General features: G+C 71.8%; 9 protein-coding genes. 4 read left to right on the forward strand and 5 right to left on the reverse strand.

What is annotated here, in order from left to right; translation table 11 throughout:
• Positions 1-39 precede the first annotated feature (39 nt).
• Positions 40-3,423, forward strand: a complete 3,384-nt coding sequence (locus tag IFT51_RS13375) for an Ig-like domain-containing protein (RefSeq protein WP_192061589.1) — start codon at positions 40-42, stop codon at positions 3,421-3,423.
• Positions 3,424-3,526: 103 nt separating this feature from the next.
• A complete protein-coding gene (locus tag IFT51_RS13380; protein WP_192061590.1) occupies positions 3,527-4,024 on the forward strand; it encodes a pilus assembly protein CpaE in 498 nt (165 codons plus the stop codon).
• A gap of 17 nt (positions 4,025-4,041) precedes the next feature.
• Here the strand turns inward: IFT51_RS13380 and IFT51_RS13385 are convergent, their stop codons facing one another.
• The 5 genes from IFT51_RS13385 to dnaK form a co-directional block, all read right to left on the reverse strand.
• Entirely contained in the window at positions 4,042-5,193 is a 1,152-nt protein-coding gene (locus tag IFT51_RS13385) for a methyltransferase (protein ID WP_192061591.1), read from the reverse strand.
• A 34-nt stretch (positions 5,194-5,227) separates the two neighbouring features.
• Positions 5,228-5,635 (reverse strand): heat shock protein transcriptional repressor HspR, encoded by a 408-nt coding sequence (locus tag IFT51_RS13390; protein WP_192061599.1) that lies wholly within the window; start codon positions 5,633-5,635, stop codon positions 5,228-5,230.
• Between the two features lie 58 nt (positions 5,636-5,693).
• The gene (locus IFT51_RS13395) at positions 5,694-6,707 is read right to left on the reverse strand and encodes a DnaJ C-terminal domain-containing protein (RefSeq protein WP_192061592.1); all 1,014 of its coding nucleotides are present in this window, start codon (positions 6,705-6,707) and stop codon (positions 5,694-5,696) included.
• A 120-nt stretch (positions 6,708-6,827) separates the two neighbouring features.
• Positions 6,828-7,526, reverse strand: coding sequence for a nucleotide exchange factor GrpE (locus IFT51_RS13400; protein ID WP_244637297.1), 699 nt, complete (start codon positions 7,524-7,526; stop codon positions 6,828-6,830).
• An 8-nt stretch (positions 7,527-7,534) separates the two neighbouring features.
• Entirely contained in the window at positions 7,535-9,415 is a 1,881-nt protein-coding gene (gene dnaK / locus IFT51_RS13405) for a molecular chaperone DnaK (protein ID WP_192061593.1), read from the reverse strand.
• A gap of 203 nt (positions 9,416-9,618) precedes the next feature.
• Here dnaK and IFT51_RS13410 point away from each other — a divergent pair, with 203 nt between their 5' ends.
• Together IFT51_RS13410 and IFT51_RS13415 are read left to right on the forward strand one after the other, a co-directional pair.
• Positions 9,619-11,001 (forward strand): MFS transporter, encoded by a 1,383-nt coding sequence (locus tag IFT51_RS13410; RefSeq protein ID WP_192061594.1) that lies wholly within the window; start codon positions 9,619-9,621, stop codon positions 10,999-11,001.
• Between the two features lie 89 nt (positions 11,002-11,090).
• The coding region (locus IFT51_RS13415) for a hypothetical protein (protein ID WP_192061595.1) at positions 11,091-13,314 on the forward strand (2,224 nt) is incomplete at its 3' end.

Below are 13,314 nucleotides of genomic sequence, written 5' to 3' on the forward strand. Positions count from 1 at the left end.
CGACCGGGATCCTCCGACGACCAGAAAGACGACCAGCACATGAAACGACTCCCTCAGGCGGCGGGCGCTCTCGCTCTCGCCGCCGTCCTGCTTGGCGGGGTCCTCACGCCGCCGGCGGTGGCGTCGACCGTCACCCCGAATCCGTTCACGACCCCGCTGGCGTTCCGCTCGGCCGACGGCGGCTACGTGGCCTACCGGGAGAGCCCCGAACCCGACGACGACGGCCGGTACTCGTTCCGCGCCACCCGGCACGCGGAGCTGGCCGATGCGCTCACCACCGCCACGCGCGTGGCCCTGCCCGAGCCCGGCGCGGCGGCGGCTCCGGTCAGCCTGCCCACCGGCGACGCGTGCCTGACGTCCCTGCCGGTCGGATCCGACGCGCTCACGCTCGTCGCCGCGCCCGACGCCTGCGACGACCCCGCCGGGCTCTGGCTGGTGACGCGCGAGGGTCAGGTGCGGCCCTCGTCGGGCGACGTCGGACTCGGCGCGGTCCAGGCGGCCGACCCGTCGGTGTGGCCCAACACGGGCCTCCGACCCGCGCTGACGGCACCGGCGGCGCCCCTCGCCGACCGACGGTTCGATCGCCGCCCGCTCGAGGCCGAGCTGGTCCAGGTGAACGACATCGCCCGCACGGCCGTCATCACGGGAACGGCCACCTCGTTCGCCTCCGTGCGGGTCGGTGCCGTGCGGGCCGACGTCCGAGAGGACGGGACCTTCCGGATCACCGCGACGCGACTCGCCATCGGGCACAACGAGCTCCGGATCGAGCAGGTCGTGGCCGGCGAGGTCGTCGACGCGGTCGCCCTCGACGCCGACGTCGTCGACGGCGGCCGCATCCTCCCCGCGGCAGGCCCCACCGTCGACCTCGAGCGCGGATCCGACACCGGCGTGCTCCTCGGAGTCACGACGATCGACGACTTCGCCCGCCTCGAGGGCGTGGCCGAGATCACCGCGCCGAGCGGCACGACCCTCTCGGCGGGCCAGACGACGCTGTCCGCCGAACGTCGCGGCTCCGACGGGACGTGGGCGCCCGACACCAGGCTGGATCTCGTCGGCGGGACGACCGCGGCCGACGGTCGCCGCGCCTCCTACGATCTGCACTGGCGTGATGCGGCCGAGGCGCTGCCCTCCGGGAGCGAGGTCCGGTGGACGGTCGACATCGCCACGCCGGCATCGGCGTCCGCTGCGGCGGGTTCGCTCGGCTTCGGCTTCTCGGGGACGGGTGCCCCCAGCGACTTCCGCGCCGTCGGCTCGACGCCGACCACCATCACGGTGCCGCCCCGCGAGGTGACGGCCGAGGTGACGCTGCCCGACGCGCTCGACGAGCGTGCGGTGGTGTCCGGCGAAGGCCACGAGGGGGCTCGCATCGAGGTGAGCGTCGACGACGCCCCTCTCGGGACGACCGAGGTCGTCGACGAGGCCTGGGCGCTCGAGATCGACCCCGACCTCGGCCCGGGTCGGCACGTGCTCGACGTCGTGCAGAGCATCGACGGCGCACCCGCCGGACGCACGAGCGCCGAGGTCGACTTCGGACCGGCGGTCGACCTGGTCGCGCCCGTCTCGGGCCAGGTCGTCCCCGGCGTGACGACCGTGTCGGGCACCGGTGCGCCCGGGGCCGAGGTCACCGTGGAGGTCGACGGCCGCTCGGAGACCGCGGCAGTCGTGGACGGCGCGTGGTCCGTCGAGGTGGAGCTGCCGCCGTCGCACGACGAGGGCACCATCGAGGTCGCCCAGCGGGCGCGGGGAGACGTCCGGTCGGCCGACCGGGTGCGGGTCGTCGCGGACGCTCGACAGGAGCTCTCGCCGGTCGTCGTCGACGGACCGGCCGACGGCTGGTACCGCAGCGGCGAAGCCACCACCCTCTCGGGGACGGCGACGCCGTACGCCCGCGTCGTGGTCCGCAACCAGTGGACGAACGAGGCCGGTCGCGCCGTGGCGGACGCCGACGGCGCCTGGTCGTTCGAACGCGCGTGGGGGCCGACGGCCGCCTACCGGCTGACCGCGACGCAGACCCTGGTCGACGGCCGCACCTCGTCGTCGGCCGAGTTCACCCTGCTCTCCCTGGGCTCGTTCCGAGCACTTGAGGTCACCAGCCACGCGGCGAACGACAGCTACGTGCCGGGCCTCACGACCTTCAGCGGCGTCGCGACCCCCGGGGCGTGGGTGACGGCGACCAACCAGTGGGATCGACGCCTCTTCGCCACGCGGGCGTCGCAGACCACCGGCGAGTGGAGCGCGCCGGCCGAACTCGGTCCGGTGGCCGACTACGACGTGCGGATCTCGCAGACGGCGCCCGACGGGCAGCCCGACCAGGTCCGACTGCGCCTGACGCCCATCATCGGGTGGGTGCCGGCGACCGTGACCAGCCACGTCGACGGCGGCGAGTACGTGCCGGGTCCCGTGACGCTGGCCGGCGCGGGCACTCCCCGGGCGACGATCGCCATCACCAACCAGTGGGGCGTCTCGATGGGCACCACGACCGTCGGCACCGACGGGCGCTGGTCGGTCCGTCGCGACATGGGGCCTCGAGCCTCGTACGCGCTGACCGTCGTCCAGACCCGCGGATCGGAGACGAACACCGTCGAGCTCGTGCTGAACCCGCCGGCCTGGCGGGCACTGCAGCTGCTCAGCCCGGAGGTCGGCGACCGCTACGAGCCGGGTGCGCGGACCGAGTTCCGCGGAGTCGCGACTCCGCACTCGACCGTGACGGTGACGACCGACCTCGGCTCGGTGCTCTTCCAGGCGCCGGTCGCCGCGGACGGCACCTGGTCGAACACCCGGGCGTACGGCCCCGTCCGGACGTACACGCTGACGATCGAGCAGGCGGCGACGACCGACCAGGGCGACGCGCTGCGGTTCGTCTGGGCGCCCGACATCGCCCTGCGGCCGGTCGCCGTGACCAGCCACGACGACGGCGAGACCTACCGCCCGGGTCCCGTCACGCTCGGCGGCACGGGCACGCCAGGCGCCACCGTGCGGGTGACGAACCAGTGGGGTGCGGCCATGGGCACGTCGGAGGTCGATCTCGACGGCCGCTGGAGCATCCAGCGCGAGCTCGGGCCGCGGAGCGACTACATCCTCACCGTGCAGCAGGACAGAGCGGGCGAGGCCGACGAGACGCGCCTCACCCTCCTCGCACCCGTCTGGCAGCGCATGACCATCGACTCCCCGGTGGTCGACGACGGTTACGACAGGGACGTCGACGTGAGGTTCGCCGGACGCGCGACGCCGTTCGCGACGATCGACGTCTCGACGGCCTCCGGGGTGCAGCTCGCGGCCCCCACGGCCGACCGGAACGGCGACTGGTCGTTCACCCGCCGGTTCGGCCCCGAGCACGTGTACACGCTCGTCTTCACGCAGCAGGCCGCGGGCCACGCCGACGACGCGCTCGACCCGATCCGGTTCGGGCCGGCCGGGGGCTGATCGATCCGGCCGGCTCCGCGTCGCCCGCTCGGGGCGACGCGGGGCCGGCCGGCGCCCGAGGCGCGTCGGGCCGCATCGGCTCGGGCGAGCGCAGACTGGGACGATGCTCGATGTGACTCTGGCCCGCCGCCTCCACGACGCCGGGCTGCGCTGGCATCCGACCACCGGCGACCGGTTCGTCATCGATCGAGGCGAGTTCGTCGGCGACGTCTTCACCATCAGCGAGATGACCATCGAGGCCCACGAGTACCCGACGGGCACCGTCCTCGGCTTCAACGGGACGACCGAGTGGGCGCTCGACTCCGTCGCCGCCGACCAGTCGCTCTGGCTGCCCCGGGAAGACCAGCTGAGGGCCCTGCTGGCGCGGTCGTTCCGCTCGTTGACCCGCGCCTCCTCGGCCGACGGCGACGGCGACGGCGACGGCTCCGGCGACACGGCCACGGCCACGGACGTCGACGAGGCGGACCCGACAGCCGAGCGGATCGTCTACGAGGTCCGGGTCGACTCGTCGGGCGGAGAGCGCGTCTTCCGGGCCGCCGACCCCGAGGACGCCTACGCCGCCGCCCTGCTGGCCTACATCGACGCGTCGCTGAGCCTCTAGGCCGGCTCGAGCCGACCTCAGCGTCGGACGGAGACCGTCACCGTGAACTTGGCGGTGCGGGCGACCTGCCGCGTGGGGCCCACGGCGCGCTCGAGCGCACCGCGGTATGCGAGTGGCGAGTTCCACACGCACCAGAGCTCGCCGCCGGGGGCGAGCATCCGAGCCGCGGCGTCGAACAGCTTGTGCGCGATGCCGGCGTGCACCGTCGCCCCGACGTGGAACGGCGGATTGAGCAGCACCAGATCGGCCGACCCGTCGGGGATCGACGACCCGGCGTCGTCGCGCCGCACCTCCACCCGGTCGGCGACCCCGTTGGCGGCGGCCGTCGCCTCGGCAGACGACACGGCGGCCCACGACTGGTCGGTGGCGATCACCCGCCAGGCGGGGTGGTCGAGCGCCCACGAGGTGGCGAGCACACCCGTGCCGCAGCCGAGATCGACCGCGAGCGGGGTCTCGTGCGCAGGCGAAGCCCCGGGCCTAGCCCCCAGCGCAGCCCCGGGCTCCACCCCGCTGAGCGCCTCGAGCAGCGCCCGCGTGCCGATGTCGACGGTGGATCCGGCGAACGCGGCCCCGTGGGCGACGACGACCAGATCACCGTGGCGGGAGGTGCGCGGCCAGTCGGGTGCGCCTCCTCGGACCGGCCCGGACGCGGTGACGACGCGCGACTTCTGACGTCCGAGCCCGGCCGTCACCGACGCGAAGCGACGCGCGAGGACGTCGTTCATCGCGGTGGTCATGTGCTTGACGCGCCCCCCGGCGAAGACCTGGACGTCGGGGTCGGCGTGCCGGGCCACGAGCGCCGCGATCTCGTCGAGGGCGTCGAGCCCCCGGGGCAGCTGCAGCAGCACGACCCGGGCGCCGTCGACCAGCGCGGCGTCGAGCGCATGCCCGACGACCACGGCCGACGACCCCAGCCTCTCGGTGTTGGCGGCGAGCGCCAGTTCGCCCGAACGGGCGTCCTGGTGCGAGCGGATCGGGTGCGCGCCGACCAGGGCGGCTGCGCCGAGGGCGAGGGCGCCGTAGCGATCGCCGATCACCGTGACCCGGTCGGGATGGGCGACCAGCGCCTCCTCGGCGGTGTCGAGCAGCAGCCGGTCGGTGGCGTCGTGGGCCAGCAGCTCGGGCGCCTCGACGTCGGGCCATCGGCGGAGCCGGTCGAAGTCGATCACCCCGACACGGTACCGGTACGGCGGTGAGCCCGCGTCAGCGGAGCGGACGCCAGACGACGAGCGACGTCTGGCGTGCCGGGCGGGTGCCGTGCTTGAGCGGCACCACGCCGCTCTCGCCGGCGGCGAAGACGCGGCTCCCGGGGCGGTTGACGAGCTCGTCGGCGAGTGCCCGCTCGAGCTCGCGCACCCGCGAGTTCAGGGCGGTCACCTGGTTCTCGAGCTCGAGGATGCGTTTGATCCCTTCGAGCGAGACGCCCTCGCCGCCGAGGCGCGAGATCTCGCGCAGCTGCACGACGTCGCGCATCGAGTAGCGACGCGACTTGCCGGCGGTCCGCTGCGGCACGACCAGACCGAGCCGGTCGTACTGTCGCAGCGTCTGAGCGTGCATGCCGGCCAGCTCGGCCGCGGTCGCGATGGCGAAGATCGGCGACGACTCGTCCATCGCCCAGCCGGTCGCCGGGTCGGCCGGGTCTCTGCGCTCGGTCATCGTCGTCGTCCGATCAGGCCCGGGCGCGGGCGATCAGGTCGTCGCGCGGGTTCTCGGCCGGCAGCGCGGCGGCCAGCGCCTCGACGGCCTCGCGGGCCTTGTCGTTCAGGTGCGCGGGCACGGCCACCTGCACCGTGGCGAGCAGGTCGCCGGTGCCGTTCTTGGTCGCGACACCGCGCCCCTTGACCCGCAGCACGCGGCCGCTCGGAGTGCCCGCCGCGACGCGCAGACGCACCGGGTCGCCGCCGAGGGTCGGCACCTCGATGGTCGCGCCGAGCGCCGCCTCAGCGAACGTCACGGGCACGTCGACACGGAGGTTCTGGCCGTCGAGCTCGAAGACGGGGTGCTTCCGCACCGCGATCGTCAGCACGAGGTCGCCGGCCTCGCCGCCGTCGGGGCTGGGCTCGCCGCGACCGCGGAGGCGGATCTTCTGGCCGTCGTGCACGCCCGCCGGGATCTTGACCTTCATCGGCTTGCCGTTGGAGGCCTGCAGCGAGATGGTCTCGCCCACGATGGCGGTCTGGAAGTCGAGCGTGGTCGTGGCCGTCATGTCGCGGCCCTTCTGCGGCCCGCCGAACCCGCGGTAGCCGCCGCTGGTCTGACCGAAGCCGCCACCGCCGCCGCCGAACATGCCGCTGAAGATGTCGTCGAAGCCGCCGCCACCGCCGCCGGGCTGCCGGTACTGCGTGCGCTGACCGCCGCCGCCCTGCCCGAACATGCCGCCGAAGACGTCCTCGAAGCCGCCGCCTCGGGCGCCGGGGCCGCCGCTGCCGGCCGAGAAGCGGGCACCGCCGCCCATGGCGCGCACCTGGTCGTACTCTTTGCGCTGCTCGGGGTCGGCGAGCACCGAGTGCGCCTCGCTGACCTCTTTGAACTTCGCCTCACTGGCCGCGTCGCCCGGGTTGGAGTCGGGGTGGTACTTGCGAGCGAGCTTGCGGTACACCTTCTTCAACTCGGCGGGGGTGACGTCTTTGGAGACACCGAGGACGGCGTAGAAGTCTTTATCGAACCAGTCCTGACTCGCCATGCGGCACCTCCTTCCATGGATCTTGGCCGCCCGCGAGGGGCTGCCGGAGAGAATGTGGGAGGCGGTGGGCGCCTTCTCGAGGCGCCCACCGCCGGTCGCGACTCGCGTCGCGATGTGGTTCTACTGCGGTGCGTGCACCGCGACCTTGGCGGCCCGGATGACCCGGTCGCCGATCTTGTAGCCGGGCTCGATCACGTCGGCTACGGTGTTGACGGTCACGTCGGGGCTCGGCAGCTGCACGAGGGCGTCGTGCATGGTCGGGTCGAAGACGTCGCCCTTCGCGCCGATCTGCACGAGCCCGAACTTGTCGAGACCGCCGCGGATCTTCTGCGCGATGACGGTCATCGGGCCCTCGGCGAGGTCGCCGTGCTGCTCGGCGCGGACGAGGTCGTCGAGCGCGGGCAGCAGCGACCGGACGACCTCGGCGACGACGGCCTCGCGGTTCGCCTCGCGGTCGCGCTCGACGCGACGGCGGAAGTTCACCAGCTCGGCCTGCGCACGGAGCATGTCCTGGCGCATGTCGGCGACGAGATCGCGGCTCGCCTCGTCGAGGATGGCCTCGTCTTCGGCGCTCATCGCGGCCGCGGCCTCGGCCGCCCCCTCGGGCGCCTCGGCGTCGCTCGGCACCTCGACGTCGGGCGCCTCGACGGTCGGGAGGTCGTCGACCCCGTCGACCGCTGCGGTGCCGCCGTCTTCCGAGGGCACGTCGGCGCTCGCCTCGGGCCGGACCTCACCGGTCTCGGGGTCGAGTCGCCGCTTGTCTCGGACGACCGGCTCGGGCTGCTCGTCGTCGACGGGACGGTTCTGCTCGTCAGTCATGCGGGCCTCTACTTCTTGTCGTTGTCGTCGTCGTCCACGACCTCGGCGTCGACGATGTCCTCGTCGTCGGCCGGGGTCTGACCGTCGCCCTCCGAGCCCTCGGGCCCGGCGGCACCCGCGGCACCGGCCTGGTCAGCCTGGCCCTGCGAGTAGATGGCCTGGCCGAGCTTCGACTGGCTCTCGTTGAGCTTGTCGAAGGCGGGCTTGACGGCGGACTCGTCGTCGCCGGCGAGGGCCGACTTCAGCGCGTCGACGTCGGCCTGGACCTCGGACTTGACGTCGGCGGGGAGCTTGTCGTCGTTGTCCTTGATCAGCTTCTCGATCGAGTAGACGAGCTGCTCGGCGTTGTTGCGGGTCTCGTTGGCCTCGCGACGCGCCTTGTCTTCGGCGGCGTGCTCCTCCGCCTCGCGGACCATGCGCTCGATGTCGTCCTTCGAGAGCGACGAGCCGCCGGAGATGACCATCGACTGCTCGGTGCCGGTGCCCTTGTCTTTAGCGGACACGTGCACGATGCCGTTGGCGTCGATGTCGAAGGTGACCTCGATCTGCGGCACGCCGCGCGGCGCGGGGGCGATGCCGGTCAGCTCGAAGGTGCCGAGGTTCTTGTTGTCGCGGGTGAACTCGCGCTCGCCCTGGAAGACCTGGATGGCGACGGACGGCTGGTTGTCGTCGGCCGTCGTGAAGGTCTCGCTGCGCTTGGTCGGGATGGCCGTGTTGCGCTCGATGAGCTTGGTCATCGCGCCGCCCTTGGTCTCGATGCCGAGGCTCAGCGGGGTGACGTCGATCAGCAGGACGTCCTTGCGCTCGCCCTTCAGCACGCCGGCCTGCAGGGCGGCGCCCACGGCCACGACCTCGTCGGGGTTCACGCCCTTGTTGGGCTCGCGACCGCCGGTCAGCTGCTTGACGACCTCGGTGACGGCCGGCATGCGGGTCGAACCGCCGACGAGGACGACGTGCGAGATGTCGCCGACCTTGACACCGGCCTCCTTGATGACGTCGTTGAAGGGCTTCTTGGTGCGGTCGAGGAGGTCGCTCGTCCACTGCTCGAACTGCGAGCGCGAGATGGTCTCGTCGAGGTTGAGCGGGCCGTCGGCCGTCAGCGTGAGGTAGGGCAGCTGGATGCTGGTCGAGGTGCTCGACGACAGCTCCTTCTTGGCCTGCTCGGCAGCCTCCTTGAGGCGCTGCTTCGCGATCTTGTCGGTCGACAGGTCGACGCCGTTGTTGTCCTTGAACTTCTTGATCAGGTGCTCGACGATGCGGTTGTCCCAGTCGTCGCCGCCGAGGCGGTTGTCACCCGAGGTGCTGCGCACCTGGATGGTCGAGAAGTCGTCGTCCTTGCCCACTTCGAGCAGCGAGACGTCGAAGGTTCCGCCACCGAGGTCGAAGACCAGGATGAGCTCGTCCTCCTTGCCCTTGTCGAGGCCGTAGGCCAGGGCCGCGGCGGTGGGCTCGTTGATGATGCGGAGCACGTTGAGACCCGCGATCTCGCCGGCCTCCTTCGTGGCCTGACGCTCGGAGTCGTTGAAGTACGCGGGCACGGTCACGACCGCGTCGGTGACCTCTTCGCCGAGGTACTGCTCGGCGTCGCGCTTCAGCTTCGCGAGGATGCGCGCGCTGATCTCCTGGGGGGTGTACTTCTTGTCGTCGATCTCGACCTTCCAGTCGGTGCCGACGTGACGCTTGACCGACGCGATGGTGCGGTCGACGTTGGTGACGGCCTGGCGCTTGGCGGTCTCGCCGACCAGCACCTCGCCGTCCTTCGTGAACGCGACGACCGAGGGGGTCGTGCGCAGACCCTCGGCGTTCGCGATGACGGTGGGCTCGCCGCCCTCGAGGACGCTGACGACCGAGTTGGTGGTTCCGAGGTCGATTCCTACTGCACGTGCCATGTGCTGTTCTCCTTCGTGGTGCGCTGTTGCGGAAACTTGTGGGGCCGGCCTTGAGTCGGCCAGGCTCAACTTTACTCGCGCCCTCGCCGAGGTCAAGCTGTGAAGCTGAAAGTTGAGCCAGAAACACTCAAGTCTCGAACGGGGGTCGCCCCCGCAGGAGGCGCGGTGCCGGCAGGACACCCCCGCCGACTAGGTTGACCCCCATGACCGCAGCGCAGACGCTCGCCGACACCGCACCGATCCCCCGTGGCCGGGTGATCTCGTGGGCGCTCTGGGACTGGGGCTCGGCCGCGTTCAACGCCGTCGTCACCTCGTTCGTCTTCAGCACCTATCTGGCGAGCGGCGCGTTCGTCGACCCCGCGATCGTCGCGGCGGCGGGGGACGACACCCGCAACGCGGCTCTCGTGCTCGCCAAGGCCGAGAACGCGACGGTGATCTCGACCGCGCTGACGATCGCCGGCATCCTGATCGCCCTGCTCGCACCCGTGCTCGGTCAGCGGAGCGACGGCTCCGGTCGACGCAAGCTGTGGCTCGCGGTCAACACCGGCCTCGTCGTGGCGGCGATGGCCGCGATGGTCCTCGTCGCCCCGGTGCCGGGCTACCTCGTGTTCGGCGCGGCCCTGCTCGCCGTCGGCAACATCTTCTTCGAGTTCGCCAGCGTCAACTACAACGCGATGCTCGTGCAGGTCTCGACGCCCAAGACGATCGGCAAGGTGTCGGGATTCGGCTGGGGCCTCGGCTACGTCGGCGGCATCGTGCTGCTGCTGGTGCTGCTCGTCGCGTTCCTGCAGAGCTTCGGAGTCGAGGGCCGCGGCGGGCTCCTCGCCGTGCCGACCGGGACGGAAGGAGGCGCGTGGGACGTCCGCTGGGCCGTCCTCGTCTCGGCCGCGTGGTTCGCCGCGTTCGCGGTGCCGGTGCTGCTCGCGGTGCCCGAACCGCCCGCCACCGCGGCACGCGCGCGGGTGGGGCTGTGGGGTTCGTACCGCCTCCTCGGCTCCACGATCGCGAAGCTCTGGCGGACCAACCGCCAGGTGCTGCTGTTCCTGCTGGCCAGCGCGGTGTTCCGCGACGGCCTCGCGGCGGTGTTCACCTTCGGCGCGATCATCGCGGCGCAGGTGTTCGGCTTCACCCCGAGCATGGTCATCTACTTCGCGGTCGGGGCGAACTTCGTGGCCGGCATCGGCACGTTCGTCGGCGGCTGGCTCGACGATCGGCTCGGGGCGAAGACGATCATCGTCGGGTCGCTCGTCGGTCTCGTGATCGCCGCCTTCGCCGTGCTCGCCATCGGGACGGCGACGGATCTCTTCTGGGTCTTCGGCCTGGCGCTCGCCCTCTTCGTCGGGCCGATCCAGTCGGCGAGCCGGTCGTTCCTCGCCCGCGTCACGCCGCCGGGGCGCGAGGGCGAGATCTTCGGCCTCTACGCCACGACGGGGCGCGCCGTGAGCTTCCTGGCCCCGGGGCTCTTCACGCTGTTCGTCTCGGCGACCGGCGACACGCGCTACGGCATCGTCGGCATCGCGCTCGTGCTGCTCGCCGGGCTCCTGCTGATGCTTCCGGTGAAGGGCGTCCAGCGGTCCATCGACTGACTCCCACGGTCTCGATGAGGGCGATTCGAATGTAATATACGAGTCGGCCGCCCCGATCGGTCTTCCCTGCACCTCATCCGAGAGAAGACATGAAGAAGAAGATCACCACCGGGCTGGCCATGGCCGGTCTCGCCGCACTCACCCTGGGGACGGCCTCACCCGTCGCCGCAGAACCGGGCTCCGGGGCCCCCGTCGCGAACGAGACCACGGCCGCGGCGTCACCGTCCTCGACATCCACCTCGGCGACCGCCGCCGCAGCACCTCGCATCGCCTCCATCGAGCCGTCCGACCGCGACGAGCTGTCGGTCATGGGCATGGCCCCGGGCGCCCGCGTCGTGGGCATCCGCGTCGAGGGCGGACCGAGCGAAGGCGCCGGTGTCGTCGACGGCCGCTTCGCCGCCCTCATCGACATCGCCCACCTCGGCAAGAACGCCACGCTGATCTCGTACACCCCGCAGGGCGTGGTCGAGGTCGACTTCGTCCTCGAGCCCCAGTACGCCGAGGGCGAGAACGAGGCGCCCGGCACGCCCGTCATCCACGCCGTCAGCCAGTACGACGACGACAGCTTCGTCATCGAGGGCACCGTGGCGCACCAGCCCGATCTGTTCTCGAAGACCGAGGTGTGGGCCAACCGATCCGGGATGTCATGGGACTTCCCGTCCGAGAACGGGTCGTTCTCGCTCACCGTGCCCGCCTCGCGCGCCGGCGAGATCATCGACGTGACCGCCTACTACCGGGGCCACGCGAGTGAAACTGCCCAGGTCGAGCTCGTCGAGACCGAGCGCAACACCGCCTCCGAGGTCCACCCGCTCGAGGTCGAGTCGCCTACGGCGGGCGACGTGCTGGCGGCCCCCGAGGCGACGTTCACGGGGTCCGGGATCCCGAACTCGCAGATCGTCGTGAGCCGCGACGAGAAGACGAACCGCGCCTCCTCGACCCTGTGCGAGACCCGCGTGACCTCGCTCGGCGACTGGAGCTGCACCTCGCCGGCGCTTCCCGCCGGGAGCTACGACACCGTCGTGACCGAGACGCCCACCTGGACCACCGCGCCGAAGCAGACCGCGGGCACCGCGTTCTCCGTCGCCGACACCACGCCCGATCCCGGCGCGTCGAACACCGGCGGCCCCGCGACCCCGATCCTGTCGTCGGTGACGGAAGAGGCCGACGGCAGCCTGATCGTCCGTGCCATCGTCAACGGCGCGGGCCAGGCCCGCATCGAGGTCGGCGACCACAGCGAGACCCTGCCCCGCGGGCAGCACGGTCGATTCCCGTTCACGCTCGACGGATCGATGCTCGGCCAGACCGCGACGATCACGGGTGTGTCCCCTGAGGGCGATGGCGACTCCATCGAGATCGATCTGACCCCGACCGAGGCCCCGGCGGGCTCGCCGCTGGCAGCCCCGCAGGCGCACGGCGTGACGAAGTCCGAGGGCGAGCCGTTCTACGTCCAGGGCACGACCTCGTACTTCGACGACGAGTACTCCGTCCCGTCGGTGATCGCGCAGGTCGACGGCGAGTTCATCGGTGCGACGGGGGCCACCTGGAACGGCGCGTTCTTCATCGCCATCCCGGCCGAGTACGCCGGTCAGGACATCGACCTCATCACGGTCCGGAACGCCGAACTCTCCGAGGCGACCACGATCACGGTCGAGCCGACCGAGGGCAACACGGCCTCCGAGGCGTTCCCGCTCGAGGTGACCTCGCCCGCCGAGGGCGAGAGCGTCACCCCCGACCTGACCTCCCTGGTCGGCGAGGGCATCCCCGGCGCGCGGATCTCGATCGAGTCGTCGGCCACCGAAGGCGACGCGCCGCTCATCACGAGTGTGCTCGGCGACGGCAGCTGGAGCGTGCCCGTCACTGCTCCCCTGCTGGCCGGCGACCACGAGATGACCGTCACCGAGACGCCGTACTGGCCGGGCGTGGCCTCGGTCACCTCGGCCCGCTCGTTCACCGTCTCCGACGGCTCCGACGGCTCCGAAGACGGCGACGACTCCGAAGGCGGCGAGTCCGACGAGCGAGCGATCACCGTCACCACACCGGTCGACGGCAGCACCTTCGCCGCCGGCAGCGTCGTGACCTACACCGGCACGGCCACCCCTGAGGCCACCGTCTCGGTCCGTCTCGGCTACGGCTTGGCGCCCCTGGTCGCCGAAGCGGACGAGAACGGGAACTGGACCGTGTCCCGCTGGCTCGGCAACGCGCCCTACACCGCGACCATCACCCAGTCGAAGGACGGCAAGCAGATCGGTGAGCGTCACACCGGCCCGACCATCACCCCCGCCGCGACGACCGCACCGATCGTCGTCACCGCAC

This window comes from Frigoribacterium sp. CFBP 13712 (assembly GCF_014842255.1).
GTDB lineage: Bacteria > Actinomycetota > Actinomycetes > Actinomycetales > Microbacteriaceae > Frigoribacterium.

Bases quoted from the DNA above. Each gene is read 5' to 3' on its own strand.
- IFT51_RS13390 (WP_192061599.1), bottom strand. From the start codon at position 5,635: ATGGACGAGTCGTCGCCGATCTTCGCCATCGCGACCGCGGCCGAGCTG.
- dnaK (WP_192061593.1), bottom strand. From the start codon at position 9,415: ATGGCACGTGCAGTAGGAATCGACCTCGGAACCACCAACTCGGTCGTC.
- IFT51_RS13395 (WP_192061592.1), bottom strand. From the start codon at position 6,707: ATGGCGAGTCAGGACTGGTTCGATAAAGACTTCTACGCCGTCCTCGGT.
- IFT51_RS13380 (WP_192061590.1), top strand. From the start codon at position 3,527: ATGCTCGATGTGACTCTGGCCCGCCGCCTCCACGACGCCGGGCTGCGC.
- IFT51_RS13375 (WP_192061589.1), top strand. From the start codon at position 40: ATGAAACGACTCCCTCAGGCGGCGGGCGCTCTCGCTCTCGCCGCCGTC.
- IFT51_RS13410 (WP_192061594.1), top strand. From the start codon at position 9,619: ATGACCGCAGCGCAGACGCTCGCCGACACCGCACCGATCCCCCGTGGC.
- IFT51_RS13400 (WP_244637297.1), bottom strand. From the start codon at position 7,526: ATGACTGACGAGCAGAACCGTCCCGTCGACGACGAGCAGCCCGAGCCG.